Raw genomic sequence first — 24,622 nt, 5'->3', positions numbered from 1 at the left:
CCATAAAACAGTAGGAAATTGACAGTATTACCTTATAAAGACAAAGAGGGCAGTAAAAAGGAGCAAGTCGCGGAGATGTTTAACAGTATCAGCAAGCGCTATGATTTTTTGAATCACTTCTTGAGTATGGGAATAGACATTCTTTGGAGAAAGAAGGCGATTCGCCAACTCAAAGCACATCAGCCCAAATTGATCTTGGATGTAGCAACAGGAACGGGCGATCTAGCGATCGAAGCATTGACATTGAACCCAGAGCGAATCACTGGCGTGGACATCTCTGAAGGTATGCTAGAGATGGGTAGAGAAAAGATGAAACGTCTTGGCTATGACGATCGCATCGAAATGTCTATGGGGGATTCTGAGCAGTTGTTGTTTGAGGACAATACCTTTGATGCAGTAGTCGTTGCTTTTGGTGTACGCAATTTTCAAGATTTGGAAAAAGGGCTTGCAGACATGCGTAGAGTGCTAAAGGATGGCGGTATGGTGGTGATTCTTGAATTCTCGAACCCTACAGCATTTCCTATGAAACAGCTCTACAGTTTCTACTCTAAGGCTGTTTTGCCCATGATTGGCAAATTGGTATCAAAAGATAATTCTGCGTATACTTACTTGCCAGAATCCGTTCAGGAGTTTCCTTTTGGGAAGGAGTTTACAGGGATTTTGGACAAATTAGGATTTAAACAAACTAAATGTATTCCACTTACTTTCGGCATCAGCTCTATTTACACAGCTATAAAGTAGTCTTCGCTTTGGTGGTATTTTGGGGGGTAATCCCCAATGTGTCGCAGGCTCAGATCAATTCCGTTAATTTGCCCAATTTTGATGAGCAACGTTGGCATTTTGGGTTTATGCTAGGCATGCATACTTCCGCTTATCAGTCCCAGTATGTCGATGCTTTCGTGACGCCTAGTTATGATACTTTGCATTCGGTCGTGCCACCGAGCAATCCAGGTTTCAAGATTGGATTTGTCGTTGACTATCATTTGATGGAGACATTGGATATTCGGTTTAGTCCTACGGTGGCATTCAACCAGCTGGAATTAGAATACAGGTATTCGGATGGGACGAGTGTCAGTGATATACAGGATCCGACTTATGTGGAGTTTCCTATTTTGCTCAAGTACAAGTCGGTCCGACGTAGAAATCGAAGGATGTATTTTTTGGGAGGGGTCAATCCGGCGATCAAAGCGACGAGCTCAAAGGATAAAGACAATTCGATAGAAAGACTGCAAACGAAGGGATATAACTTGTCTCTTGATATTGGCGTGGGGATGGATCTGTACCAGCCTTTGTTTAAGTTTTCACCAGAACTTAGGTATTCGTTTGGACTAGTCAATGTACTAGATGGAGATTCGGCAACCAACGACTTCAATGCGCCCATGAAGCGCCTGACTATCCATACTTTAGCGTTTTATATTACGTTTGAGGGAGGTCCTTCTACGTTTAGACGCAAAGGGGGTAAGCAAAAAAGGCACTAAGCCATTGAGGCTTACAACCCTAATTCTACCTCTGGGACCTCATCACTCATGTATTTGATTTTGTAGACGAAGTAAAACAAGTAGTTGAATTTGTTGACCGAGTAGTAACTTGAGTCCGGATCATTTTCTGATTGAGACTCGTTTTGGCTCGTTTTTGTTTCGCGCGCTGTTTCAGTTTTCTCGAGAGTAGTTTCGCCAGATTTGTGTGTGTCTGGGTCATACTTGTAGTTCTCTTTTTCTACTTTGTCTTTTTCGCTTTTGCCAGTAGTGTCTCCAGCAAAGACATAGCTCGTCGTAAGAACTAAGAATAAAATGGATATTATACTTTTCAAATTTGAGACTAATGGTTGTTAGTTGGCAAAATAACAAAAAAACGGGGTAACACCATGACTTCTAGTTCAATATGCGAAAAGACATAGCTACATATGTCTTGTGTAGGTGTTTCGGAAGCCTGGGATGCCTCCGATGCGTTCTTTGAACTTGGCAAGGTTGCTTTGCGGTTTGCCGTCCAAAGAGGAGATGCCAAGATCTAGTGTAGAAACATGGTTGTGTTGCAAATCGTGGATCAGTTGATGATGAAGGAGTGCCAATGGACTGAATGCACCATATGTCCTGTCAAAGGCAGGTAAGAAGTTGTAGACGACCTGGGGGCTGACTTGTACTGTGACTGTTGCAGCGAGTAAGGTGGCCTGTGAGTCACGAACGGTGTATAGATCAAAACAAGTAGGCAGTTGCTCAATCAAATGTAAGAATCGGGGAGCAGGGATGTTGATGTCGAGCTTTTGCTGCTGTCTGCACCTACAGATAAATGAGTGGATATGGGATGCCTGACTGATGTCTTCCTTGGCGAAAGCAAAGCCTGCTTTCAAGCATTTTTTGACTTTTCGCTGCTCCATTTTGTGAAATGAAGAAGGGGTAAATGCCATGAGATCGATGTGATGGTTGATGTCTGATCGATGAGAGAACCCATGAAGTGATAATGCCTCGTGCAATACCTTGCTGTGAGTGGGGTGGATGAAAGCAGGAGCTTGCTTGATTTCGAGATGCTGGATTTGGTGAGAGGTGAGGAAGTTGAGGAGTGCGTCGATCATCTCGTCTGCATCCGTAGGGGTCAACGAGCCTGTGGTCCGAAAACCGGCATACGGAGACCGGGGTAAGGAAGTCGCTTGGCCTGCGTGAGTGTGAAGTATGAGTCTGGATTGAGAAGTGCCACGTTTGCTTTGCCAATCAAAGAGAATACGCGGTGCTATTTCATTGGCAGTACAATATTTTTCTTCATTAAAAAGCATAAATTTGAAACGGTCCTTCTACAATTTTTTTTGAGAAATTGGAGTTGACCAAAGATATAGGTTGGTATGTTAATTGCACTGCTGCCCTCTGGATTAAATCACAATTACTTGAGAAGACGACTGATAGTATTGATATCGATTTGCTTGGTTGGCCATGGAGTGCTTCAAGCTCAGAAGCTGCCTGTTTTGCATGACCAAGAGATACTCTCACAGGTCAAGGAAGTAGCGAGCTATGTGTACAACGAGTCCCCTGACTCGGCGGAGCTTTTGATCAAGAAAATGGAACTGAGACTGCCCAAGCACCCTGTGATCCCGATGATGCGCGCGATGAATATAGCTTGGCAGGATCAACCGATCCGTACTACGAGTCCTACTTATCCTGCGCATCAAGCCCAACTCGAAAAGGTGATTGCATATTCTGAAAAGTTGATTGAACAGGATCCTGATGATCTCGACGGTTTGTTTTTCAAAATGTCTGCACATGGGTTGTTGGCAGAGTATCTGGCTCGAGAAGGAAGCTACATGAAATCCGTGACCCAAGCCAAGAAGACTTATAACTTGATTACCGTGACCATGGAGCAAACGGAGCAGAGTCCAGAGTTCTATTTTTTGGCAGGCCTGTACAATTATTTTCGTGAAAAATACCCAGAGCGCCACCCTGTCTACTCTCCATTTTTGTGGTTTTTCAAATCGGGAAACAAGGCTTTGGGCTTGAAGCAACTTGATAGTGCGGTGTATCAGAGTACCATCGTTAGAGCAGAAGCCCATCTTTACACGGCTTATATCTATTTGCGCTATGAAAACAACCCGCACAAGGCGTTGTTTTACTTGAAGAAGCTGCACTATGAATATCCACGAAACACCTATTTCAAGGCGAAATACATCGAGGGATTGATGGCTATTGGGGATTACCAGACGGCTATGCCTTTGGTGAAAACCTTGCTTGGCAATCCGAAAGCATATTTTCGCATGTGTGGGGAGGTTTTTACTGCTATCTACCAAGAAAAAATCCAAGGCTCAGATGAAATGGCCGAAAAATATTACCATAAGGCCATAGCTTCTGGGAATACGGACCCGGATCGTGGAGAGTACTACAAGAGCTTGGCTTTCGTAGGGATGGGGAGAATCATGGAGCGTCAGGGCAAAGTAAATCAAGCGATCAACTACTACAAGCTTGCTGTAGAGGTTGATGAGAGTGATTTGGTGACCAAAGAGGCAAAAGAGAGATTGGAGCGATTGGATTGATGGTGGAAACGTATCGTGTCATAAAAGCGGAAGCAGAGGGGTTCTACAAAGAGAAGGGGAGTAAGTTTTTGGCTTATGCCTATCCGGTAGGTTCCATTGATGAGGTCAAAGAGAGGGTAGACGAATTAAAGAAGAAATATTATGATGCGAGACACCATTGTTTTGCTCACATCATCAATGAGGGTAATCAGCAATTGATTCGAGCCAATGATGATGGAGAACCGAATCATTCGGCTGGGGATCCTATCCTCGGACAGATTCGGTCTTTGGATTTGGTAGATACGCTGGTGGTGGTCGTGCGGTACTTTGGCGGGACTAAACTAGGAGTGAGTGGTTTAGTCCATGCTTACAAAACGGCAGCTGAGGACGCATTGTCTCACGCTGAGATTCTTACGGTTGAGATCAAAACGGATTTTACTTTGGAGTATCCTTATGAACAAACACAAGACGTGATGCGAGTCCTCAACGATTTTGGTGTAGAAATCAAAGGGCAAGAATTTACGGCAAGTTGTCTGCTAAGGGGACGTATCGAACCCGAACGCTATCCTGCTCTCCGAGAGAAAATGCTCCTTCTCAAATTGGATGTGGTGAGGCTTGGGGCTAATAGTGGCTAGATTTGATTTAACTTTTGTTAGCCAGTTGACCACAAGCCGCATCGATGTCTTTTCCTCTGCTGCGGCGTACGTGTACATTTACCCCTTTGTTTTGCAGGTAGTCTATGAATTTATCTAAGGTTGTGTCATCGGCGTTTTTGTAGTTGGCTTCAGCGATGGGGTTGTATTCGATGATATTGATGCGAGCGGGTACGCGCTTCCAAAACTCGTAGAGCTCTTGGGCATCTTGGATCGAATCGTTGAAGTCGTAAAATAAAATGTACTCGAAGGTTATTTTGTTGTTGGTCTTTTGGTAGAAGTAGTTCAAGGCATCCCGCAATACATCGAGCGTATTGGACTCGTTGATAGGCATGATCTTGTTTCGCTTCTCGTCGTTGGCCGCATGGAGGGATAGGGCGAGGTTAAATTTGACCTGATCGTCAGCCAGTTTTCTAATCATTTTGGAGATGCCAGCCGTAGAGACTGTGATCCGTTTTGGGCTCATGTTGAGTCCTTCGGGCGAAGTGATGTGTTTGATGGACTCGAGTACGTTGGCATAGTTGAGGAGAGGTTCTCCCATGCCCATGTATACGATGTTGGAGAGTGGGGTATTGTAGTTTTCGAGAGATTGATTGTTGACTGCTACCACTTGGTCGTAGATCTCAGAAGCGTCAAGGTTGCGTGCACGGTCCATGTATCCTGTCGCACAAAATTTACAACTCAACGAACAGCCTACTTGTGATGAGACACAGGCAGTCATGCGACTGTCAGCGGGGATGAGGACGCTTTCGACGACATGGTCGTCGTGTAGTTTCATGGCCGACTTGATGGTACCGTCGGAGCTTTTTTGTTCCTTGTCTACGGAGACAGGCTTGATCACGTAGTGGGCCTTAAGTAGGTCTCTGGTCTTGAGGGAGATGTTGGTCATGTCGTCAATGGATTTGGCTGATTTTTTCCAAATCCATTCTTTGATCTGCTTAGCTCGGAAAGGCTTTTCTCCGATTTCTTTCAAAAACAGACTAATATCCTCTTGAGGGACCTTCCTCAAATCTTTTAAACCAACGTTCGTGCCCATGGCGCAAAGATAGAATTATTTGCCCTTCGAATCCTAAATTCTAAAGGATGAGGAAGATATAAATATGAGGAGGTCAAATGTGACAAATCTATTGACTGTAGAATTTTATACTCTCCAATTTTGCTTTATCTTCAAACTTCAATACGGATTAATCGTGTCATTGAAATAAACCTGAATTACTTGAAATTCTCATTGCGAAAAGCCACTTGTTTGTTTGTTTTTGTCCTTGGATGGGGAATTATGAGCTCATCTGCTCAGACTCTGAATTATGAAATCGTCAAAGGGGGAAATGTAATCGGCAACATGACCGCTAAGCGTATCGTTAAGGGGGATTCGATGTTTTATTCGATCTCAAGTGTGACTCATTTTCGGGTGGTAGTCAAACTGAGGGTGGATTACAATTTGACGGAGACTTATGTCAATGGTGTACTTTATTCGGGGCACGCGCTGAGTACCCTCAATGGTGCGACCCAAAAGGAATCCAAAGTAGAAAGACGAAAGGGGTATTACCACATCGAGCGAGATAGTGATTTCTTGCACTTCGAATCTACGGGAGTGAAGTATTCAATTCCAGAGATTTATTTTTCAGAGCCGGTAGGCAAGGGAGAGGTGTTCTCGCAGATTTTTGGCACAAACCTAATCATAGAGAACCGAGGCAATCATGTCTACCATCTAGAATCAGAAGATGGTGACAATACCTATACCTATAAAAAGGGTGTGTGTGTGGAAGTGAAGGTCAATCGGACATATGCCACGTTTTACATTCGATTAAAATCCAAATAGTGCGGCGCAAGCTGTTTTTAGTTTTATCCTAAACCTCAAATTATGAAAGTATTCTCATCGATGAAGTGCCATGCACTATTGCTAGCGATGATGTTGTGTTTTGGGTCTGTATTGGCTCAGGAACCGACCGAACAGTTGATTCCTTTTGATCCCAGTGTTCGTATGGGGACATTGGAAAATGGGCTCACTTATTATATCAAACAAAACACGAAACCAGAGAACCGCGTGGAGCTTCGACTTGTTGTCAATGCGGGTTCGATTTTGGAGGATGATGATCAGCAAGGCTTGGCGCATTTTACGGAGCACATGGCATTCAATGGTTCAAAGCATTTTGGAAAGAATGACTTGGTGAGCTACCTGCAGTCTGTGGGTGTGAAGTTTGGTGCCCATCTCAATGCCTATACCTCATTTGATGAGACGGTGTACATCTTGCCGATACCGTCTGATGATGAAGAGATACTCGAAAGTGGCCTGACTATCCTCGAAGATTGGGCAGGTAATTTGAATTTTGCCCAAGAGGAGATAGACAAAGAAAGAGGGGTTGTTATCGAAGAGTGGCGTCTTGGGCAAGGAGCCCAAACACGGATGCTCCAAGAGTATCTTCCAGTGATATTTAAAGGGTCAAAATATGCGGAGAGACTACCCATAGGTAAGAAAGAGATTTTAGAAACCTTTGATAGAAAGACGATCGTTCGGTACTACGAAGACTGGTATCGCCCAGACTTGATGGCTGTCGTAGCGGTCGGAGATATCGATGTGGACAAGATGGAGGAGCGTATAAAGACGCATTTTTCGGGGTTGAGGAATCCAGACAAACAAAGACAGAGAGAAGAGTTTGATCTTCCCAAAAACAAAGAACCATTGATTGCAATTGCTTCTGATCCTGAAGCGACCAACATTCTTTTCAATATCATGTACAAGTCCGAGGCGCAGGAGTTTAAGACTTTAGAGCAGTTTCGCAAGAGTTATGTACAGGCGCTGTTTTTGGAGATGATGAACCAGCGCTTGAGTGATCTGCTACAGTCAGCCAATCCTCCTTACCTTTATGCAGGTACGTACATAGGTTCCCCTGTATCTCGAAAAACCACGGCGTTTTCGGGGTATTCGGTGACCAAACCGGACGATATCAAGTCTGGTATAGTGACTCTGCTCGAGGAAATCCGAAGAGTAGAGCTTCATGGATTCAATGCGTCGGAGCTCCATACAGCCAAGCTCAATACGCTCGAAGCGTATGAAAGTGCCTACAAAGAGCGTGACAAGTCCAAGTCCGAATCTTTGGCAGATGAGTTGATACGGCATTTTTTAGAGCACGAACCTGTGCCTGGGATTACTTTTGAATATGAGTTTTTGAAAGAAAATATCGAAGGAATCACCATTGAGGAAATCAACAGCATCATTGGGAATTGGATCAAGGCAGAGAACAGAGTGCTCTACATCACTGCGCCGGAATTGGAAGGTTTGACTCTACCAACGAAAGAAGAAATACTAGCTTGGGTAGCAGAGATTGAGCAAAAGCAAATGGATCCATTGGCCGAAGTAGCTGTCGACACGGATTTGGTCAAGGAGCTACCAGAGGGAGGGAAAGTAACCAAGGTGTCTACCTACGACCGTATAGAGGTCAAGGTACTTGAGCTCTCCAACGGAGCAACGGTGTACTTGAAGCCTACTGATTATAAAAACGATGAGATTCTATTTTCTGCCTACCGTAGCGGTGGGATATCTGTTGCATCTGATGAGGATTATTGGTCGGCTAGTTTTGCGTCAAGCATCATTTCGCTGAGTGGTGTTGGAGACTACTCCTACACACAGCTGCAAAAGGCTCTCGCAGGCAAGTCACTTGGTGTGTCACCTTACTTGTCGGATTTGGAGTCTGGGTTTAGTGGCAATGCTTCCCCCAAGGATTTGGAGACGATGCTACAGTTGGTTTTCCTGTATTTTACCCAAGTACGGACGGATGAGGAGGCGTTTCAGTCATTGATGCAGCGCAACAAGGCTGTACTTGCCAATGTGCTCTCTAACCCCAATTATTATTTCCAAGACCGCATGGCTCGCATCATGAGTCAGGGTCATCTGCGTGGAGGGGGAGTGCCATCTGTCGAAGATTTGGAAAAAGTGGATAGGGATGCTGCCATTGCATTTTTTAAAACACAGTTTACACAGCCGGGAGATTTTACGTATTGGTTTGTTGGTAACTACGACGAAGGGACTCTAATCCCACTCATTGAGCGGTATCTAGGTGGAGGCACGGCCTCTGTCGAAAAAATGTCTTGGGTAGATAGAGGTATTCGTCCGCCGACAGGGATGGTGTCAGAAGCAATCTATAAGGGAAGCGAACCCAAGAGCTCAGTGGTGATGACTTTCTCCGAACAAAAAAAATACAAACGCAAGGATAGTTATTATATCAAGGCGTTTTCAGAGGTGCTCGATATCAAGTTGATCGAGATTTTGCGTGAAGAAAAGGGAGGAGTGTATGGTGTAGGAGCGAGTGGTCAAGGACATTTGAGACCATACGAGCATTACAGTACTCAGATCCAGTTTCCTTGTGCACCAGAAAATGTGGATACATTGGTGAGGGCTGCCCTCGACGTAGTGAGAGATATTCAGCAAAATGGTGTGAGCGAAGAGGATCTCAATAAAATCAAAGAGACGCAGAGACGAGACATGGAACTCAATTGGAAGGAGAATGGCTTTTGGCTAGGGGCCATGAAATCCTACGTCAAGAATGACCTGGATTTGAGCAAAATCAATGAGCTAAATGAGAGGATAGAAGAGCTCAGTGCGAAAGATATACAGACGGCTGCCAAGAAGTACGTGGATACTGAAGAGTATATCAGGATCGTGCTGTATCCAGAAACCACAGAGTAAAAAGGCGTAGGAGAAGAGTGAATGAAAAGGGTGTTTAGGATAAATAAACACCCTTTTCTTTTCCAAGGAAATGAACCGTCACATGCTCACTGATGGTGGTAGTCAGTTCGTACCCAGTGTATTTTGGATAGATCGGAAACGATTTGTGGCTTCTATTGACCATGACTGCTACTTCTATCTTTTTGACATTGACAGTGAGTAGCGCTTTGAGGGCAAAAGCTGCGGTTTTGCCAGAGTTGAGCACGTCATCGATGAGGATGACGGACTTTTTGACGAGCTGTTTGTCGTCTAGGTCGAGCGCGATCTCTTCCGAAAATGGGGCCTCTTTGTTGATATCTACTTTGCCTACTGTCAGTGTCAATGTAGAGATTTTTTTGAGTTCTTTCTCCAGCAGTTTCGCAAAATCATGGCCATTGTCTGAGACCCCAGCCAGAATGAGATGCTTTTCATCGAGGTGATGCTCGTAGATTTGGTAGGCCATTCGGATGATCCGCTGATCTATTTGAGCAGCATCGAGTATTAAATCCTGTGACATTTGTTTCAATTGGTTTGCTGTAGAGGTATTTCTTTGTTGTTTTTGAAAGTAGACAAAATTACCATGGACTGCAAACTATCCACTGTATCTATGTCACTTACTTTTTCGAGCATAAGCAGTTGGTATGAGGCGATATCTTTGGCGATGACCTTTAGGATGAAATCTCCCGATCCCGTGATGTGATGACACTCGATGACCTCTTCTATTTCATTGATTTTGCTCAAGAATGAATCGATGTTTTGCTTGTTGTGCCCTTTGAGTGTGACTTGGACAAAAGTGTTGACTCCTAGACCTAGCAGCTCAGCGTTGAGTTCAGCATGGTAGCTTTTGATGATCCCAGACTGTTCGAGTTTTTTGACACGCTCGAGTGTTGGCGCTGGAGATAGTCCTACTTCTTCTGAAAGCTTGGCATTTGTGATTTTACCGTTTGTCTGGAGAATTTTTAAGATTTTTCGATCTGTGTTGTCGATTTTGATGTTTCCTTTCATGATTGTGTTTGAAGTCTACAGTGCGGTCGGATTGGTTTGTGTCGAAATTTTATTTTACGCAAATATAATATACGAAATATAATGGAAGAAAAAGACGGGCAAGTTAATAAATATCAAAATATTGTTAAGGTATTGAAAAGGCTCTCTGTCAAGTTTAAGGGCATACATTTTCCTTTTTGCTTCGTATCTTCACACCCTCAATGGCAGATAGGATGAAGATACCTTTTTTTGATACGAAACGACAGTACGCGGGTCTCCAAGCCGAAATGCAGCAGTCGCTGGAGGCTATCGCAGATGAGGGGATGTGGATCGGTGGCGCTGCTGTGGGGGAGTTTGAGCGGGCATGGGCCGAGACTGTGGGTGCGAGGTGTGTGGTGGCTGTGGGGAACGGTACGGACGCATTGTTCATTGGTCTCTGTGCATTAGGTATTGGTGCTGGAGATGAGGTGATTGTCCCCGCTGTGTCATGGGTGTCTACGGCGAGTGTCGTCTTGCAATCAGGTGCTGTGCCGGTGTTTGTAGACGTGGGGGCGGATGGGCTGCTCGACGTGGAGCTGTTGCTGGGCAAGATCACCGCAAGGACCAAGGCTATATTGCCTGTACACTTGTACGGGCAGATGGCAGACATGTCGGCTATCCGTACTTTGTGCAAAGATCGGAACATTGCCCTACTAGAGGATGCAGCTCAAGCTCATCTGGCACGAAGAGGAGGTATGGGAGTAGGCGAAGGGGCTGATCTAGCGGCGTATAGTTTTTACCCTACCAAAAACCTGGGAGCATGGGGAGATGCGGGAGCCATCGTGTGTCATGATCAGGACTTGGCTGACAGTTGCCGTGCCATTGCTAATCAAGGGGGAAGAGGAGTCCATGACGTCTTGGGGGTGACCAGTCGTATGGATACACTGCAAGCTGCTATCCTACTAGTCAAACTTCAGCGGCTCTCTCAGTGGACTGAGCGTCGACGCGCTATAGCGCAGCGGTATGTGTACCACCTCAAAGAGGTAGAGGGACTGCAGTTGCCTGTTGTACATGAGGAAGCTTATCATGTCTACCATCACTTTGTGATTCGTACATCGTCACGCCATGTACTACGAACCTATCTGCAGAAACATGGGATAGGGACAGAGGTGCATTACCCAGAGGCTTTGCCACAGTTGCGTGTGTTTAATCATCTCGGGCAGCGTGTCGAGGAGTTTGCTATGGCTGATTTGTTTTGTCAAGAGGCTATCTCTCTGCCTGTGTACCCGGAACTGAGAGACGAAGAAGTCGATTATATTTGTAGGATCATCAAGACATTTTATGCGAAAGCAGAAAAGTAGTTATCTGTAGGATAGAGGAGTATGCCAAAGAGTTTAGTCACCGGTGGGGCCGGGTTTATAGGAAGTCATGTCAGTCGTGAGCTGCTACAGATGGGACATCAAGTAGTAGTCTTGGATGATCTGAGCGGAGGATTTCGTTCCAACGTCCCCCACGAGGCAATTTTTGTAAAAGGTAGTATCTTGGATGTGGAGCTCTTGCAAGAGCTATTTGTGGAAAATCAGTTCGACTATGTTTATCATTTGGCTGCTTACGCGGCAGAAGGATTGAGTCATTTTATCAAGAGGTTTAATTATCAAAACAACCTGATTGGTAGTGTGAATCTACTCAACGAGTCTATCCGTCATGAGGTCAAATGTTTTGTGTTTACTTCGTCGATTGCGGTATACGGTGGACAAGTGCCTCCTATGACGGAGGAGATGATACCTCAGCCCGAAGACCCTTATGGTATCGCGAAGTATGCGTTTGAGCAAGAACTCAAAGTTTCTCAAGAGATGTTTGGTATGCCTTACGTCATTTTTCGTCCGCACAATGTCTATGGTGAAAATCAAAATCTTAGCGACCCATACCGCAATGTGCTCGGCATATTTGTGAAGCAGCTGATGACTGGAGAAAAACTCACGGTGTATGGAGATGGTAGTCAGTCGCGAGCATTTAGCTATATTGATGATGTAGCACCTTGGATTGCTCGGTCGGTAGTACAGCCGGAGACCTATGGCCAAGTGTACAACATCGGTTCGGATACCCCATGTACGGTATCGGAGTTGGCTCAGAAGCTTGCGGAGGCTTTTGGGCTAGAGCCAGAGATTACATATTTGCCTGCCCGTAGTGAAGTCGCGCATGCCTATTGCTCGCACGGCAAGTTGAAAAGGGTCTTTACTCCTACGGAGGAAGTGTCTTTGGACGATGGGATTGGGCGTATGGTCGCTTGGGCGAAAAATGTGGCACTGAAGCCGGTACAGAAGTTTGATGCAATAGAACTGGACAAGAATTTGCCACCTAACTGGCTGGATGCATAGACGATGATCAAACGAATACTTTTCCTCACTCCCTACCCACAAGATACGGCAGGATCGCAGAGATTTCGCTTTGAACAGTATATAACGACTCTGGAAGCCCAAGGCTGGCGGGTGGATCGTCAGAGTTTCATTGACGAACAGACGTGGGGGTTGCTCTATCTGCCAGGCCATGCTGGAGCAAAGATTTGGGGAGTGATCCGAGGCTTTGCTCGGCGCAAATGGATGCTGATGCGCGCGCATCGATACACCTATGTTTTCATCCATAGAGAAGCCAGTCCTTTGGGACCTCCGATATTCGAATGGATATTGGCGAAGGTGCTCAAGAAGAAAATTATTTACGATTTTGACGATGCGATTTGGAAAGAGAATACGACAGGAGCCAATTCGCTCGCAGCTCGAATCAAATGGCCGCAAAAGGTTGAAGCAATCTGTCGATGGAGTCATTGCGTCAGTGTGGGCAATCAGTTTTTGGCAGAGTATGCATGTCAGTACAATGCGCATGTAGTCGTCAATCCGACGACACTGGATACGATGCATCGGCACTTGCCGTCTGATGCAATACAATCACCTCTCGTCGTGGGCTGGACTGGAACTCATTCTACGCTCAAATATCTTCATCTGATCGTACCGGTGATCCAAGCGTTGAAAGTAGAAATGGCGTTTGACTTCTGTGTGATTGCAGATCAACAACCTGATCTAGCCATCGACGGCCTGCGCTTCGTGCCGTGGAATAAAGAAACTGAGATTGAGGACCTCAATCGGATTGATATAGGTGTGATGCCACTCGAAGTAGATGAGTGGGCACAAGGGAAGTGTGGGTTCAAGGCGTTGCAGTTCATGGCTTTGGAGAAGCCCGTACTGGTGACTCCTGTGGGAGTCAATGCCGAGATTGTCGAGCATGGCGTGTCTGGGTTGCACTGTGAGTCTGTCGAGGATTGGAAAGAAGGGCTCAAGAAGCTGCTTCTGAACGAGTCGATGCGTCGGAAAATGGGGGTAAATGGAAGAAAAACCGTCATAGAGCAGTTTTCGGTAGCCTCCAATACTGCCAACTTCTTGTCGTTGTTTGATGAACCCTAGGCTCTAACGTCTGTGTTTGGAGTGTCGCATGCGGGCCTTGGCACGGTGTATAAGTTGGAGGCTTTTGGTTACATCTCTTTGAGGTAGCGTTTGGCAAGTTTGTGGGAGCGGTCACTTCGATCGGCTAGTTTTTTGACTCGTTTGAAGTATTCCTTGGCCTCCTTGTCATTGCCACGCTCTCGCTCTATCTCGCCGAGGTTGAGCACGGAGTAGATGTAGTAGCCCATTTCTTCCGCACCGATTTCGTCCCCATATTCAATACACTTTTTGTAGTATATCTCTGCTGTGTCGCTTAGGTCTTGTGCGGCGTAGATTTCGCCTAGGAAAAAAGCCGCATAGCGTCCGCTGTTGGCTTCATAGCCAGCATAGCTGCTATCGATCTTGGCGAGGATGTCCAGGGATATTGCTTCACATGTGCGGTACTTGCCACTGGTATAGAGTATGCGAGCATAGTAGCGTTCAAAGTAGGCATTGTTGGGGAAGGTGTGGTTGAGGTACTCGGAGGTGAAGAGCGCTGCACGTCGGTCTTTGAGGTCGTTGGCATAAATGCGCATGAGGAAGTACTGTGCTTCGGTACGTGTGTAGAAGGCGTTGTTGGCGGCTTCTTTGAGTTGCTGGACGCCCAGTTCTTTGTCCCCGTCTTCGAAAAACATGATGAGGGGCTTGAGCATGGGGTAGTTGTCGGGGATCCACTCGATGTAGTAGTTGTAGAGGCCATCACCGAAGAGGATTTCGGGACTGTATTCGGCTTTGCCTCGGACTTCTTCGAGGTAGTTCATGGCGTTTTTGGCCGCTGCGGCCGCTTTGCCCCAGTCTTTGCGCTCCGAGTAGAGGCGACCCTTGAATGCATAGGCTGCTGAGAGCACGAAGGCTCCCTCGATCCGGCTGCCTCGGTCGTAGAGATGCTCTGCTACGAGTATGGCACTGTCCATGTGTGTCAGGAAAGCTTCGTCATACTGTGTGTCGGGGATATAAGGCATGATGCGCCACCATTGGCTCAAGCCTAGGAGGAAATGCGGCAGGGGATGCCAAGGGTACTTGCTTCTCAACCAGCGAAACTGCCCATCAGCACGGGCAAAATCAAAGTTGTACATGCTGTTGATTCCTTCGGTGGTCTCTATTTGGACATTGATGTCTGTCAATAGTGACGGGATGCTGTCGCTGGGCTGTGCTTTTCCCGTGAGGGAAAATGAAATACATAGAAGAAGGAATATTTTTTTCATAAAAAAGAGCCAATCTATCCAAAAATAATACTGAAAACTGGATTGACAACTGTGTATACGCGGATATGTTTGGAAAGATGGCTTGGGCATGTCCGCAACTTTAGACTTTGATTTATATACTTTGAAGGGGTGATGCTCTACCTTTGCATCTCATTAAGTGCTAAGAGTTTGAAGACAAAAGGTAGAAGAAAGGAAAAAGTCAACATCGTGACCTTGGGGTGTGCTAAAAATATAGTGGACTCAGAGGTGATCTTGACCCAGTTGAAGGGCAATGCCATCGATGCAGTACACGAGTCAAAACAGAATGACGCAACCACTGTGATTATCAACACGTGTGGGTTCATCGAGAATGCCAAGCAAGAATCTATCGAGACGATTTTGAATTTTGTCGATGCGAAGAAACAGGGGCACATCGAAAAAGTCTTTGTGACGGGCTGCCTGTCTCATCGCTACAAGGACGATCTCCGCAAAGAAATACCCAATGTGGACGAATACTTTGGGACAACAGATCTCAAGGGACTCTTGGCGAAGTTCAAGGCGGACTACAAGCATGAACTCCTCGGTGAGCGGATTTCTACTGCAGATACGCACTATGCTCATCTTAAAATCGCGGAGGGATGCGATCGACCTTGTTCGTTTTGTGCGATCCCTCTGATGAGAGGCAAGCACGTCTCTCGTCCGATGGAGGAACTAGTGACCGAAGCGCAAAACCTAGTCAGCAAAGGAGCAAAGGAGTTGCTTTTGATTGCGCAGGATTCGACTTACTATGGATTGGATTTGTACAAGAAGAGGAACTTGGCCGAGCTCATGGATCGTCTTTCGGACGTGGAAGGACTGGACTGGATGCGTCTTCACTATGCCTTTCCGACGGGGTTTCCGATGGATGTGCTCGACGTGATGAAGGCCAAACCCAATATCTGCAACTACCTCGATATCCCGCTACAGCATGGATCTACTAAGATCCTCAAGTTGATGCGTAGGGGTACGGATAGAGAGAAGACCCAGAAGTTGCTCGATGAGGTTCGAGACAAAATCCCTGATATAGCTATACGTACGACACTGATCGCGGGGCACCCGGGTGAGACCGAGGAGGATTTTGAGGAGATGATGCGTTTTGTCGAGAGGAGTCAATTTGACCGTCTCGGTGTGTTTGCCTACTCGCATGAGGAGGATACGCACTCTGGCACGATGGCCGATGATGTCCCTGAGGATGTCAAAAATGAACGTGTAGACATGCTCATGGAGCTCCAAGAAGGGATCTCTTTAGAGAAAAACACACAAAAGATTGGCAAGACCTTCAAAACGCTGATCGACCGAAAGGATGGGGACTATTTCATCGGACGAACGCAGTACGATTCTCCAGATGTGGACAATGAAGTCCTCGTGCAAGCAGACGAAAACTATCTACGTATTGGTGATTTTGTAGATGTGGAGATCACAGACGCAGAACCATTCGATCTTTACGGTAGGCCTTTGTTTAAGAAGTGATGAGCTGAGTATGGTCAATTGAACGATTGGCGAAATTCAACAGGAGATGTGTTGGTCTTGCTCTTGAATAATTTGGTGAACGATGTAGGGTGCTCAAATCCTAGTTCATAGGCAATCTCTCCTATGGATAGCTCTGATGTAGAGAGTTTTTCTTTGGCTTTTTCAATCAACTTGGAATGAATGTGCTGCTGTGTAGTTTGCCCAGTCAGGACTTTTAGCAGACTGCTCAGGTAATTCGGCGAAAGATGCAAATGCTCTGCAACCTGCTGGACAGTAGGGAGACCGTGATGCAACAGGTGCTGATGATCGAAGTATTCGGACAAGACTTGTTCTAGACGATGTAAAACATGATGGTTGGTGATTTTTCGCGTTATGAATTGCCTTTCGTAATAGCGTTCGGCATAGTTGAGCAAAAGCTCAAGCTGAGAGATGATGATGTTTTGGCTGAACTTATCAATGTTTGATTGGTACTCTCTTTCGATATTTTTTAGGATGTCTACGATCATTTCCTCTTCTTTTTCACTGAGAAAGAGCGCTTCACTGACGGAGTAGCCAAAGAAGGCGTAGTTTTTAATGCGAGTAGCAAGACTTGTGCCCCACAAAAAATCCGGATGAATGAGCATCAGCCACCCGTTAGGCTTTGCACGGATGCTTTGATTGATTTCTATGTTGAGAACTTGCCCTGGAGAAACGAAAGAAAAGACACCTTCGTCAAAATCATACTTTTGTTGTCCATAGTTGAATTTTTCACTTACGTTTCGCTTGAGCCCAATCGAATAAAACCCTTGAGACCACTTGATCTGGCTGCCATCGGGGTATTTGACTTGGCTGTAGTCAATCACACTGATGAGTGGGTGCTCGGGCTTGGGCAACTGGCTGTAGATGTGAAATTCGTTGATAGTATGGAATCGATACATATTGCTGCGGCTCATTTGGGGTTTGATCAACCACCATGATGCGTCAGATCATGGTGGTTGCTGGTATAAATGTAGAGATTATTTTTCTCGGTAGAGAATCATACCAGCGTGATACAAGACTCCTTCCCTAAACTCTCCATCTGCTGTGAAGCCCGTATCGTCTCGGTAGTCAATGTGATTCCCAGTGATCGTGTAGTCACCTAGGTAGGCGCTCTTTCGTTTTCCTCTGGCCTCATCATAGCGATGGTTGGGGAGGAGTTCGTGGCGGATATACCCATCTTCTGTCACCCACATGCCTAGATAGTCTTGGGGCTCCTCTATTGTCGTCTGATTCATAGTCTAATTTTCAAATCCAGTTGAGGTTCCTAGTGCTTCATTTTCGTCCATTGCGGATTGAATGAGGTCAATTTTGGTGCGTGCATAATGGTAGGCATCTTCTCCCATGAAGAAGTGAAGGGGAGGAGCGGTTTGCTTGCTTAGTTCTATTAGGACAGCAGCAGCTTTTTCGGGATCATTTGGTTGGTTGCCGTTGATTTCATTCAAGTGGGCTTGCTCCAATGCACGGGCAGTCTTGTATGCCTCGATTGGTTTGGAAGGCGTCTGTATAGATCCTGCTTCTAAGAACTGTGTGCGGAAATACCCAGGGTACACCAAGGTAGTATGTATACCAAAGGCCTTCATTTCTTCGGCCAGTGCTTCGGAGAGTCCTGCTACCGCAAATTTGGTGGCGCAGTATATCCCAAAGCCTGCAAAGTTGCCGACATAGCCGCCGACCGAAGAAATGTTGAAAATGTGACCGGAATTTTGCTTACGTAAATGAAGAGCGGCGTTGCGAATGACATTGAGCGTGCCAAACACATTGACGTTGAAATTGTTTTTGGCTTCCTTGTCAGTCAGTTCTTCCAATGTTCCTGTTTGACTGTAGCCTGCATTATTGACGACTATGTCTATGTGCCCAAAATGCCGTAGTGTGTGTGCAATCCCTTGGTTGACATCACTGTTGTCTGTCAAGTCCAATTGCATAGGTAGAAATTTGGCGGATTCTTCTCCCAGTTCTTGAATGAGAGCTTCCTTTTTTCTAGAAGTAGCAGCTACTGCATAGCCTTGTGCCAATAGTCGCTTAGCTAGCGTGAGCCCCAAACCTTTTGAAGCTCCTGTGATGAACCATACTTTATTTGTATTCATGATTATGGTGTTTGATTAGAATACAAAATTGTGATGTGATCCATCCATTGACCTGTCCAAATCAATGGATGTGCTAGCCAAAACTACGATTTGAGAGGGTTACATAAAGCTATTCGTTCGCGTTAGGACCTACGTGTTTGACGGGGTCTGCCTAGGTGGCTATCTATAGGGAGAACGAACCTATTGACGCTTGGTTTTGCTGGTGTTCTTGTCTTTTATTTTGACGAAAATCAGTTTGTGTCTGCCTTTGGGGCTTTCTCGTTGTTCGAGATCAAAACGTCCAATCGACTTGATCAAGGGTGTCAATTTATCAAAACCGAAGTTTCTAGAATCGAAATTTGGTTGTTTCTTCTGCAAGAGACTGCCGACATCTCCGAGGAATGCCCAGCCATCGTCATCTGACAAATCTGAGATAGTGGTGGCGATCAATTCAATTTCCTTTTTGGTGATGTTGTCGACGTGGTCTTTGCCGGTGTCTTTGTCTGATCCTGCCTTTTCATCTTGTGTTTTGGCTTTTAGGATTTCGATGTAGATGAATTTGTCACATGCGACGATGAAGGGGTTGGGCGTCTTCTTCTCACCAATGCCGATTACCTGCATGCCCGCTTCTCTGAGACGGGTAGCCAATCTGGTGAAATCACTGTCACTGGATACGAGACAAAACCCGTTCACTTTTTCCGAATACAGGATGTCCATGGCGTCAATGATCATCGCCGAATCTGTGGCGTTTTTGCCTGTAGTATAGCCATATTGTTGGATGGGTGTGATAGCGTTTTCCAGGAGTAGGTTTTTCCATTTGGACAAGTTGGGTTTTGTCCAGTCGCCATATATTCTTTTGATGGTAGGGTTGCCATATTTGGCGATCTCTTCCATCATTTCTTTGACATGTGCAGAGGGGATATTGTCTCCATCGATCAGTACTGCTAGGTTTGTGTCCATGTGGTTTTCTTTTGGTGGGTTTATGTCTGCGCAAGTTAGAGATATATGAGATTAATGAAGCGGATGCTTGAGATAGTTTATTCCATGTATGTCTGTGGTCATTTGTTTTGTCACTTCGGCGAATGACGGCTGGTGAACAGTGGTCTACATCGATGGTTTTATGATCTGATTCGGTTTTGAGGAGTATTGTCTGTTTCTTTGTTCAATTTTAAGCATCCAATTTTGGATCACCCCGTACAAGCTAACATCAATTCATACAACTACAATCAAGGTACATGCAAGTCAATAAGGTAGCCCTCCAAGACACCCAGTCGTTTTCTCAGTTTTTCATAGATTATTTGTCAAACAAGCGTGAATTGGCCTCCTTTTACGGTCTGAGGCCAGAAATAGATTCCTTTGCCAAACAGATTGAAAAAAAGAGTTTTTCGAATGCCCACCGTAAGGTGCTCTGTGAAGTGCTCGAAGATCAATACGAGGGATACGAGGTAGCGCCAGCACTGGCGGCCAATCTGACGGATCTGGGATTGCCTGATACGTACACCGTGACGACAGGGCATCAGCTCAATATTTTTACAGGGCCGCTATATTTCATTTACAAGATTGCGACTGTTGTCAATGCCTGTAGGGAGTTGAAGGCAAAATATCCGGATTGTAACTTTGTGCCCGTCTATTGGATGGCTTCTGAGGATCATGATTTTGATGAGATTTCATATTTCCACCTATTCGGTAAAAAGTACCAATGGGCCTGTCAGGACAAAGGAGGAGTGGGTAGACTATCTACCGATAGTTTGGGGCCGCTTTTGGAGGAGTTGCCGGAGAAAGTGACGTTGTTTGAACAGGCTTACAGAGACCATGGCAACCTCGCTGATGCAGTGCGCTGCTATGTCAATGAGTTGTTTGGTGAAGACGGGTTGGTGGTCCTGGATGCAGATGATGATAGGCTCAAGGCTCTTTTTGCCCCTATGATCAAGGATGATTTACTCCGTCATACAGCCAATAATTTGGTCGAGCAGACCAACAGTGACTTGGCGGAGTTGGGTTACAAAACGCAGATATTCCCTCGTGAAATCAATTTCTTCTATCTGGACGAAGGTGTACGGGAGCGCATCGTCAAAGTGGATGGTCAGTATCTCGTCAACAATACCAAACTTTCTTTCTCGGAGACAGAAATACTCGCTCTCCTTGATTCCAATCCCGAAAAATTCAGTCCCAACGTAGTGATGCGTCCTCTGTACCAAGAGGTGATTCTGCCCAATCTGGCCTATGTCGGGGGACCTGCCGAGGTGATCTATTGGTTGCAGCTGGGCAAGGTGTTTGATGAATATGACGTGGCTTTCCCTATCCTCTTGCCTAGGAATTTTGCGCTCTATATCAACGGAGCATCGCAGAAGAAACTTGATAAATTTGCTTGGACTGATGAACAATTGTTTCAGTCCGTGGAGGAGTTGCAAGCGCAGTATGTCGCCGCTCATGGTAGCGACGAGGTGAGTCTCAGTGAGGAATATAAAAACCTAGAGGAGGTATTTGAGCAGTTGATTCAAAAGGCGGAGGTCATCGATGGATCGCTCAAAGGCTTCATCTCAGCCGAGCATGCCAAAGCCATCAAGAGTATCGACAATATCGGCAAGCGCCTCAAAAAATCCGAGGAACGTAAGCATGAGACCGAGCTCAACCAAATTGCTACGTTGAAAGAGAAACTTTTTCCAAGTGGCGGGTTGCAAGAGCGTCACGACAATTTCCTTAACTTCTATATTAACAACCCCAATTTCATCAAAGAACTGCTCGTGGCACTAGATCCATTTGATCTACAGATGCATGTACTGAAGGAAGAATGGTAGAATCATGGTTTAAGACGCTCTGGTTGTTTCCATTACTGCAGGAGTATTGATGGATTCTGATGAAAAGATATGAAACAGGAGTGCTCCAAGGCTAGGAGTTCATCAAGCGCAGCAAGAGAACGAATGAGACTGTTGGTTTTATATCCAAACGCTTGGAGAGTTCTTTCTATTGGTTTGGGGGTAATTGTCCATATAGTCTTGATTCTTACGGCCTCTTCTTATAAACCGCTATCGCTAATCTCAGTTTGTAGTAGGGGATTTCTTCTTTGAAGTGATCGAATAGTGGCTTGAGCTTTTCGGTTTCTCCCGTCTCTTCTATTCCTTTCGTGATTCTGACTTCTTCCTCATCGGAGAGGTAGTCGCGGATGGAGATGTCTCGACCTTGCTCGTAGAGTGTAGCGAGATGTGAATAGATGGTGACGATATTGAGTTTTCGTTTCTCAGCGATCTCCTCTGGGCTTAGTCCTTCTTTGAGAAGCTCGAAGGTGATGAGGTGTGTCGCTCCTTTGATCTTCTCTCCTTGTTCGGCTTTCTCTTTGACGAAGGCAATGATTTCACGGACAAACCGATCCCCGTATTGGTTGACTTTCTGTTGCCCGACTCCTGATATCTCCAACATTTCGTCTTCGTTGCTTGGTCGCTTGGCTGCCATATCCTCAAGCGTCGCATCGTTGAATACCACGTAGGCTGGGACTTGTTGTTCTTCGGCGATTTTTTTGCGAAGGGATCTGAGTCGATCAAATAGCTCGTTGGAGTGCTGGGTAGATTTTTTAGGTTTGGCGGGAGTGAGCCTTTCGCTGCGTTCGGAAAGACTTTCTGGTTTGGTGATTTGTACCGGTACTTCTCCTCGTAAGGCACGTTTGCCCAGCTCCGTTATACGCAGGATGTTGTGGTTGTCAAATGCGATTTCGAAGAGCCCGAGGTTGAGGAACTGACCGATGAAGTGTTGCCAGTCAAAATAACTGTGTTCTTTACCTGCTCCGTAAGTCTTGATGTTTTGATACCCTAGTTGGTATATTTCTTGGCGGCCAGAGGCACGCAGGATGTCGATCAGCAAACCGATGCCTACTTTTTCTTGAGTACGAGCACTGGCAGAGAGGGCTTTTTGTGCGAGGATGGTACCATCCATGAATGTGGGCGGGTTGCGGCATACATCGCAATTGCCACAGTCGTGTTCCAGCTGTTCGCCGAAGTAGCTCAGTAGGACTCGTCTACGGCATGTTGTTGCCTCGGCGAACTGCTGCATCCGTTGTAGTTTGGCTTCCAATAGTGCTTTTTGTGGGCTACCCTCCATGAATTGCTTGAGTTGCACCACATCCCCATAGCTAAAAAATAGTAGCGTCTTGGAGTCCAATCCATCACGGCCTGCACGTCCGATTTCTTGGTAGTAGCTTTCGAGGTTTTTGGGTAGGTTGTAGTGGATGACCCAGCGAACGTTGGATTTGTCTATCCCCATCCCAAAGGCAATGGTGGCACAGACGACTTTGAGGTCGTCTCGGATGAAGCGCTCTTGCGTTTTGTTGCGTACATCGGCAGGCATGCCTGCGTGGTAGAAGTCTGCGTCTATGCCTTTTGCTTGTAGTTTTTCTGCGACCTTTTCACAACTCTTTCTACTCAGGCAGTAGATGATCCCTGATTCGTCAGGGGCCCGGTTGATCATGCCTATGATAGACTCTAGTCGCCCCTGTGCTGCACGGACTGTTAGGTCGAGGTTGGGGCGATCAAAAGATGCCAAGAAGGTCTTTGCTTGCGCTATACCAAGTTGATTGGCGATATCTGCTCGGGTAGACTTGTCCGCGGTAGCAGTCAGAGCCATGATTGGTACAGTAGGGAACTGCTTCTTGAGGAAGTCGAGCTTGGTGTATTCGGGACGAAAATCGTGTCCCCACTGCGATATACAGTGTGCTTCATCTACGGCGATGAGGTTGAGCGTGACAGACCTGAGCACGTTGAAGAAGTCTCGTGTGAGCAATTTCTCCGGAGAGACATACAGGAGTTTGATTCCTCCGGAGAGGAATTTCTCCTCGATTTCGTTTTGTTCTTTGGCTGTCAGGCTACTGTTGAGATAGGCAGATGTGACACCGTTTTGTTTGAGAGCTTCGACTTGATCACGCATCAGCGAGATGAGTGGAGAGATGACTAGGCATACCCCGTCTTGTGCCAGTGCAGGGATCTGAAAACACATGGATTTGCCACCACCTGTAGGCATGATGACTAGTGCATCTTTGCCCTCCATGGCATGCTCGATTACTTCACCTTGGAGGGGGCGAAAGGCGTTGTAGCCATAGGTTTCTTTGAGGATGGATTGGGCTTTGTCTAATACAGAAGGCATGGAGACGAGGTTGAAAAAACTAATTTTCAAAGGTAAGAAACTCCTTGGGTGTGTGGAGCAAATGGGCTGAAATATAAAGAGGCTGTTCCGAAATGTCATTTCGAAACAGCCTCTTGGCAAGTGTCTTGAGTTGCTTATTTCAACTGCATCAACCAGTATGGGTTTTCGAACCACTTTTGCTCCATCATCTCTAGAACGCCAGCAGCATCGAGAGACTCGATATAGTTGTCTACCAGGTTGACGAACAATGCATCGTCATTAGGTAGCGCAATACCAATTGGCTCAATGGTCATTGGTCGGTTGAGTATGACCAGTTCGTCATTTGGGAATTTCAACATGGCATAAGCACACGTCGGGTAATCCGCAATCATGATTTCAGATTCGTCGTTTCTGATTTTGTCAATCGCGATATCGTAGTTGTCTACGAGCTCTAGATCCACGTCTGTCAAGTGCTTTTCAGCAAACTTTTGGCTAGTTGAGCCTTTGAGCGTCACGACTTTTCTGTTTGTGTTGATGTCTTGAGGATTGGTCACGTTGGCCAATACTTTTGACTTAGTCAAGATAGATTTACCAGAGATCAAGTATGGGCCTACGAAGGCTGTCTTGAGGTTACGTGCAGGAGTGATAGTCATGCCCGAGATGACCAAGTCAATCTTGCCTTCAGCTAGACTCGGGAGTAGGTCTGCGAAAGGCAGCTCTACCAATACGAGTTCGAGTTCCATCGAAGTAGCCAATAAGTTGGCCAAGTCTACGTCAAACCCGATGAGTTCGTCGTTTTTGGCTTTCATGGAGAAGGGAGGCTGTGTGCCAGAAATGCCCACACGCAATTCACCACTTTCTACGATTTTGGTTAGTCTTTCTTGAGCAAATAGCGAACTAGAAGCTAATAGAACAATAGCTACAAGAATGTATGTCTTGATTGTCTTCATTGGTATA

The 24,622-nt window shown here is 45.9% G+C and carries 23 protein-coding genes; 11 read left to right on the top strand and 12 right to left on the bottom strand.

Annotated features, from left to right (window positions below; all coding sequences use genetic code 11):
* Window positions 1-18: 18 nt before the first annotated feature.
* Window positions 19-741, top strand: a complete 723-nt coding sequence (ubiE, locus tag BFP72_RS14710) for a bifunctional demethylmenaquinone methyltransferase/2-methoxy-6-polyprenyl-1,4-benzoquinol methylase UbiE (protein WP_099599861.1) — start codon at window positions 19-21, stop codon at window positions 739-741.
* Complete coding sequence (locus BFP72_RS14705; protein ID WP_099599860.1) at window positions 690-1,478, top strand: porin family protein; 789 nt, start codon at window positions 690-692, stop codon at window positions 1,476-1,478. The genes ubiE and BFP72_RS14705 overlap by 52 nt, the downstream gene beginning before the upstream one ends.
* 11 nt (window positions 1,479-1,489) lie before the next feature.
* On the opposite strand, the gene BFP72_RS14700 is transcribed toward BFP72_RS14705, so the two are convergent.
* Window positions 1,490-1,810 (bottom strand): hypothetical protein, encoded by a 321-nt coding sequence (locus BFP72_RS14700; RefSeq protein WP_099599859.1) that lies wholly within the window; start codon window positions 1,808-1,810, stop codon window positions 1,490-1,492.
* Window positions 1,811-1,897: 87 nt separating this feature from the next.
* Window positions 1,898-2,767 (bottom strand): GNAT family N-acetyltransferase, encoded by an 870-nt coding sequence (locus BFP72_RS14695; RefSeq protein ID WP_099599858.1) that lies wholly within the window; start codon window positions 2,765-2,767, stop codon window positions 1,898-1,900.
* A 108-nt stretch (window positions 2,768-2,875) separates the two neighbouring features.
* On the opposite strand from BFP72_RS14695, the gene BFP72_RS14690 reads away from it, so the two are divergent.
* A complete protein-coding gene (locus tag BFP72_RS14690) occupies window positions 2,876-4,012 on the top strand; it encodes a lipopolysaccharide assembly protein LapB (RefSeq protein WP_143520091.1) in 1,137 nt (378 codons plus the stop codon).
* Window positions 4,012-4,626 carry a YigZ family protein gene (locus BFP72_RS14685; RefSeq protein WP_099599856.1) on the top strand — a complete coding sequence of 205 codons (615 nt, stop codon included), beginning with the start codon at window positions 4,012-4,014 and terminating at the stop codon, window positions 4,624-4,626. Before BFP72_RS14690 ends, BFP72_RS14685 begins: the two co-directional genes overlap by 1 nt.
* Before the next feature lie 7 nt (window positions 4,627-4,633).
* On the opposite strand, the gene rlmN is transcribed toward BFP72_RS14685, so the two are convergent.
* Complete coding sequence (rlmN, locus tag BFP72_RS14680; protein WP_099599855.1) at window positions 4,634-5,680, bottom strand: 23S rRNA (adenine(2503)-C(2))-methyltransferase RlmN; 1,047 nt, start codon at window positions 5,678-5,680, stop codon at window positions 4,634-4,636.
* A gap of 240 nt (window positions 5,681-5,920) precedes the next feature.
* Between rlmN and BFP72_RS14675 the strand changes: the two genes are divergently transcribed.
* A complete protein-coding gene (locus BFP72_RS14675; RefSeq protein WP_099599854.1) occupies window positions 5,921-6,463 on the top strand; it encodes a DUF6134 family protein in 543 nt (180 codons plus the stop codon).
* A 42-nt stretch (window positions 6,464-6,505) separates the two neighbouring features.
* Window positions 6,506-9,328, top strand: a complete 2,823-nt coding sequence (locus tag BFP72_RS14670) for a pitrilysin family protein (protein ID WP_099599853.1) — start codon at window positions 6,506-6,508, stop codon at window positions 9,326-9,328.
* 34 nt (window positions 9,329-9,362) lie between these two features.
* Here BFP72_RS14670 and BFP72_RS14665 read toward each other — a convergent pair whose 3' ends face one another.
* Together BFP72_RS14665 and BFP72_RS14660 are read right to left on the bottom strand one after the other, a co-directional pair.
* Window positions 9,363-9,863 carry a phosphoribosyltransferase family protein gene (locus BFP72_RS14665; protein WP_099599852.1) on the bottom strand — a complete coding sequence of 167 codons (501 nt, stop codon included), beginning with the start codon at window positions 9,861-9,863 and terminating at the stop codon, window positions 9,363-9,365.
* A 5-nt stretch (window positions 9,864-9,868) separates the two neighbouring features.
* A complete protein-coding gene (locus BFP72_RS14660) occupies window positions 9,869-10,351 on the bottom strand; it encodes an Lrp/AsnC family transcriptional regulator (RefSeq protein WP_099599851.1) in 483 nt (160 codons plus the stop codon).
* A gap of 212 nt (window positions 10,352-10,563) precedes the next feature.
* On the opposite strand from BFP72_RS14660, the gene BFP72_RS14655 reads away from it, so the two are divergent.
* Genes BFP72_RS14655 through BFP72_RS14645 form a run of 3 tightly spaced genes read left to right on the top strand, consistent with a single transcriptional unit; the run spans window position 10,564 to window position 13,764 of the window.
* Window positions 10,564-11,670, top strand: coding sequence for a DegT/DnrJ/EryC1/StrS aminotransferase family protein (locus BFP72_RS14655; RefSeq protein WP_158233423.1), 1,107 nt, complete (start codon window positions 10,564-10,566; stop codon window positions 11,668-11,670).
* A 21-nt stretch (window positions 11,671-11,691) separates the two neighbouring features.
* The gene (locus tag BFP72_RS14650) at window positions 11,692-12,687 is read left to right on the top strand and encodes an NAD(P)-dependent oxidoreductase (RefSeq protein ID WP_099599849.1); all 996 of its coding nucleotides are present in this window, start codon (window positions 11,692-11,694) and stop codon (window positions 12,685-12,687) included.
* 3 nt (window positions 12,688-12,690) lie between these two features.
* A complete protein-coding gene (locus tag BFP72_RS14645; protein WP_099599848.1) occupies window positions 12,691-13,764 on the top strand; it encodes a glycosyltransferase family 4 protein in 1,074 nt (357 codons plus the stop codon).
* 68 nt (window positions 13,765-13,832) lie between these two features.
* Here BFP72_RS14645 and BFP72_RS14640 read toward each other — a convergent pair whose 3' ends face one another.
* Window positions 13,833-14,987, bottom strand: coding sequence for a lipopolysaccharide assembly protein LapB (locus BFP72_RS14640; protein ID WP_099599847.1), 1,155 nt, complete (start codon window positions 14,985-14,987; stop codon window positions 13,833-13,835).
* Between the two features lie 168 nt (window positions 14,988-15,155).
* Between BFP72_RS14640 and rimO the strand changes: the two genes are divergently transcribed.
* On the top strand, window positions 15,156-16,475 hold the full coding sequence (rimO, locus tag BFP72_RS14635) for a 30S ribosomal protein S12 methylthiotransferase RimO (RefSeq protein WP_099599846.1): 1,320 nt from the start codon (window positions 15,156-15,158) through the stop codon (window positions 16,473-16,475).
* Window positions 16,476-16,489: 14 nt separating this feature from the next.
* Here rimO and BFP72_RS14630 read toward each other — a convergent pair whose 3' ends face one another.
* From BFP72_RS14630 to BFP72_RS14615, 4 genes are all read right to left on the bottom strand, one after another.
* Window positions 16,490-17,407 (bottom strand): AraC family transcriptional regulator, encoded by a 918-nt coding sequence (locus tag BFP72_RS14630; protein WP_099600801.1) that lies wholly within the window; start codon window positions 17,405-17,407, stop codon window positions 16,490-16,492.
* A 63-nt stretch (window positions 17,408-17,470) separates the two neighbouring features.
* The gene (locus tag BFP72_RS14625) at window positions 17,471-17,728 is read right to left on the bottom strand and encodes an Atu4866 domain-containing protein (protein WP_099599845.1); all 258 of its coding nucleotides are present in this window, start codon (window positions 17,726-17,728) and stop codon (window positions 17,471-17,473) included.
* A gap of 3 nt (window positions 17,729-17,731) precedes the next feature.
* Complete coding sequence (locus tag BFP72_RS14620; protein ID WP_099599844.1) at window positions 17,732-18,577, bottom strand: SDR family oxidoreductase; 846 nt, start codon at window positions 18,575-18,577, stop codon at window positions 17,732-17,734.
* A 180-nt stretch (window positions 18,578-18,757) separates the two neighbouring features.
* Window positions 18,758-19,516 (bottom strand): NYN domain-containing protein, encoded by a 759-nt coding sequence (locus tag BFP72_RS14615; protein ID WP_099599843.1) that lies wholly within the window; start codon window positions 19,514-19,516, stop codon window positions 18,758-18,760.
* Window positions 19,517-19,791: 275 nt separating this feature from the next.
* On the opposite strand from BFP72_RS14615, the gene bshC reads away from it, so the two are divergent.
* A complete protein-coding gene (gene bshC, locus BFP72_RS14610; protein WP_099599842.1) occupies window positions 19,792-21,354 on the top strand; it encodes a bacillithiol biosynthesis cysteine-adding enzyme BshC in 1,563 nt (520 codons plus the stop codon).
* Between the two features lie 205 nt (window positions 21,355-21,559).
* Here the strand turns inward: bshC and recQ are convergent, their stop codons facing one another.
* Both recQ and BFP72_RS14600 read right to left on the bottom strand, forming a co-directional pair.
* Window positions 21,560-23,686: a DNA helicase RecQ gene (gene recQ, locus BFP72_RS14605; protein ID WP_099600800.1), complete on the bottom strand. Its 2,127-nt coding sequence runs from the start codon at window positions 23,684-23,686 to the stop codon at window positions 21,560-21,562.
* A gap of 134 nt (window positions 23,687-23,820) precedes the next feature.
* Window positions 23,821-24,615: a transporter substrate-binding domain-containing protein gene (locus tag BFP72_RS14600; protein WP_099599841.1), complete on the bottom strand. Its 795-nt coding sequence runs from the start codon at window positions 24,613-24,615 to the stop codon at window positions 23,821-23,823.
* Between the last annotated feature and the right edge of the window lie 7 nt (window positions 24,616-24,622).

The sequence above is a fragment of the Reichenbachiella sp. 5M10 genome, from assembly GCF_002742335.1.
In the GTDB taxonomy this organism is placed as follows: domain Bacteria; phylum Bacteroidota; class Bacteroidia; order Cytophagales; family Cyclobacteriaceae; genus Reichenbachiella.
This window is presented reverse-complemented; position numbering and strand designations above follow the sequence as displayed.

Excerpts from the sequence above, each read along its gene's own strand:
- BFP72_RS14705 (WP_099599860.1), top strand. The coding sequence starts at position 690 with ATGTATTCCACTTACTTTCGGCATCAGCTCTATTTACACAGCTATAAA.
- BFP72_RS14695 (WP_099599858.1), bottom strand. The coding sequence starts at position 2,767 with ATGCTTTTTAATGAAGAAAAATATTGTACTGCCAATGAAATAGCACCG.
- BFP72_RS14685 (WP_099599856.1), top strand. The coding sequence starts at position 4,012 with ATGGTGGAAACGTATCGTGTCATAAAAGCGGAAGCAGAGGGGTTCTAC.
- rlmN (WP_099599855.1), bottom strand. The coding sequence starts at position 5,680 with ATGGGCACGAACGTTGGTTTAAAAGATTTGAGGAAGGTCCCTCAAGAG.
- BFP72_RS14675 (WP_099599854.1), top strand. The coding sequence starts at position 5,921 with ATGAGCTCATCTGCTCAGACTCTGAATTATGAAATCGTCAAAGGGGGA.
- BFP72_RS14670 (WP_099599853.1), top strand. The coding sequence starts at position 6,506 with ATGAAAGTATTCTCATCGATGAAGTGCCATGCACTATTGCTAGCGATG.
- BFP72_RS14665 (WP_099599852.1), bottom strand. The coding sequence starts at position 9,863 with ATGTCACAGGATTTAATACTCGATGCTGCTCAAATAGATCAGCGGATC.
- BFP72_RS14660 (WP_099599851.1), bottom strand. The coding sequence starts at position 10,351 with ATGAAAGGAAACATCAAAATCGACAACACAGATCGAAAAATCTTAAAA.
- BFP72_RS14655 (WP_158233423.1), top strand. The coding sequence starts at position 10,564 with ATGAAGATACCTTTTTTTGATACGAAACGACAGTACGCGGGTCTCCAA.
- BFP72_RS14650 (WP_099599849.1), top strand. The coding sequence starts at position 11,692 with ATGCCAAAGAGTTTAGTCACCGGTGGGGCCGGGTTTATAGGAAGTCAT.
- BFP72_RS14645 (WP_099599848.1), top strand. The coding sequence starts at position 12,691 with ATGATCAAACGAATACTTTTCCTCACTCCCTACCCACAAGATACGGCA.
- BFP72_RS14640 (WP_099599847.1), bottom strand. The coding sequence starts at position 14,987 with ATGAAAAAAATATTCCTTCTTCTATGTATTTCATTTTCCCTCACGGGA.
- BFP72_RS14630 (WP_099600801.1), bottom strand. The coding sequence starts at position 17,407 with ATGAGCCGCAGCAATATGTATCGATTCCATACTATCAACGAATTTCAC.
- BFP72_RS14625 (WP_099599845.1), bottom strand. The coding sequence starts at position 17,728 with ATGAATCAGACGACAATAGAGGAGCCCCAAGACTATCTAGGCATGTGG.
- BFP72_RS14620 (WP_099599844.1), bottom strand. The coding sequence starts at position 18,577 with ATGAATACAAATAAAGTATGGTTCATCACAGGAGCTTCAAAAGGTTTG.
- BFP72_RS14615 (WP_099599843.1), bottom strand. The coding sequence starts at position 19,516 with ATGGACACAAACCTAGCAGTACTGATCGATGGAGACAATATCCCCTCT.
- bshC (WP_099599842.1), top strand. The coding sequence starts at position 19,792 with ATGCAAGTCAATAAGGTAGCCCTCCAAGACACCCAGTCGTTTTCTCAG.
- recQ (WP_099600800.1), bottom strand. The coding sequence starts at position 23,686 with ATGCCTTCTGTATTAGACAAAGCCCAATCCATCCTCAAAGAAACCTAT.
- BFP72_RS14600 (WP_099599841.1), bottom strand. The coding sequence starts at position 24,615 with ATGAAGACAATCAAGACATACATTCTTGTAGCTATTGTTCTATTAGCT.